The following is a 1,533-nucleotide window of genomic DNA, read 5'->3' on the forward strand; positions in this document are numbered from 1 at the left end:
TTTATGCTCAAAAAGAAAGGAAAGCCAAAGCTTTCCTAATTTTAGCAAATTGATTAATTTGCCGTGTGTCGAATAATTCAAAAGTAGTCTTTAAAGATTATAATCCCAAGCAAAATTTTCTTTTTCCTCCGAATTTATCGGAGTTGATAGAAAATGACCATCCTGTACGAACAGTTTCAGCAGTTATAGACGGGCTTGATATCAGTAACTTAATCCGTAATTATAAACCCGGAGGTACTTCGGTTTACCATCCTAAAATGCTTTTAAAAGTATTGGTATACGGTTATTTGTGTAATATTTATTCGAGCAGAAAATTAGAGCAGTCTCTTAAAGAAAATGTTCATTTTATGTGGCTTAGTGCCATGAACCGTCCTGACCATAATACTTTGAACCGCTTCAGGAGCGAAAGATTAAAAGGTGAACTCAAAGATATATTTGCACAGATTGTACTTTATTTAGAAAATGAAGGATTAGTCAGCCTGCATACCATTTTCACAGATGGCACTAAAATAGAGGCCAATGCCAATCGTTATAGCTTTGTGTGGGGGAAATCCATAAAGAATAACAAAGAGCGTATAGAATCCCAGCTAGAAGAATTATGGAACTATACTCAGCAAGTGGCTAAAGAAGAGATGAAGGATACTTCGGAAATAGTTTTTAAGTCTATGGATAAAGAAAAAATAAAGTCTGTGATAGAAACCATAGATCATACTTTGAAGAATAAGAAAATTCCCTCCAAAACCCGTCAGAAGATTAATTATGCCAAAAAGAACTGGCCTGATAATCTTGAAAAATATGAGAAACAACAGGAAATTCTAAAAAGCAGAAACAGCTATTCAAAAACAGACCCTGATGCTTCTTTTATGCGCATGAAAGAAGATCATATGCGTAACGGTCAGCTTAAGGCAGCTTACAACCTTCAGCTCAGCACAGAGAATCAGTTCATTATTAACTATACCCTGCATCCCAATCCTGGTGATACTAAAACCCTTCTCCCTCACATTGAGAACTTTGAACATCTTTATAATAAACGTCCAAAGGAAATAGTGGCTGATGCCGGATATGGTTCTGAAGAAAACTATATCTTTCTTCAAAAGAGAAAGATTAAAGCCTATATCAAGTATAATTATTTTGATAAAGATCAGAAAAACAAAACAATAACTTCTTCGTCCTCTAATCCAAAGCTTTCAAAGCTCCGGCACAAGGTCCATCAGCTTCTCAACACAAAGCGTGGAGTAAAGCTCAGAAAACAAAGATGCCACGATGTAGAACCGGTTTTCGCACAGATCAAACATAACAAAGGATTTAAAAGATTCTTTCTCAGAGGCCAGAATAAAGTCGAAATAGAAACAGGCCTGATTGCTATTGCCCATAATCTAAGAAAACTGGCACTTGCAGGATAAAAAAAGCCTGCTTTTTACTAAAATATCAAAAAAATTCCTGAAAAAAGAAAATAACGGAAATCTAAAACTGAAAAATCGTAAACTACAAATTTTGAGACAGAAAAAAGACTGCCCCTTTTGAGACAGCCTC

The 1,533-nt window shown here is 35.4% G+C and carries 1 protein-coding gene; it reads left to right on the top strand.

What is annotated here, in order from left to right; genetic code table 11:
* Positions 1 to 65 precede the first annotated feature (65 nt).
* The gene (locus PMI13_RS02710) at positions 66 to 1,403 is read left to right on the top strand and encodes an IS1182 family transposase (RefSeq protein WP_007840429.1); all 1,338 of its coding nucleotides are present in this window, start codon (positions 66 to 68) and stop codon (positions 1,401 to 1,403) included.
* Positions 1,404 to 1,533: the final 130 nt, after the last annotated feature.

The organism is Chryseobacterium populi (assembly GCF_000282115.1).
Taxonomy (GTDB): domain Bacteria; phylum Bacteroidota; class Bacteroidia; order Flavobacteriales; family Weeksellaceae; genus Chryseobacterium; species Chryseobacterium populi.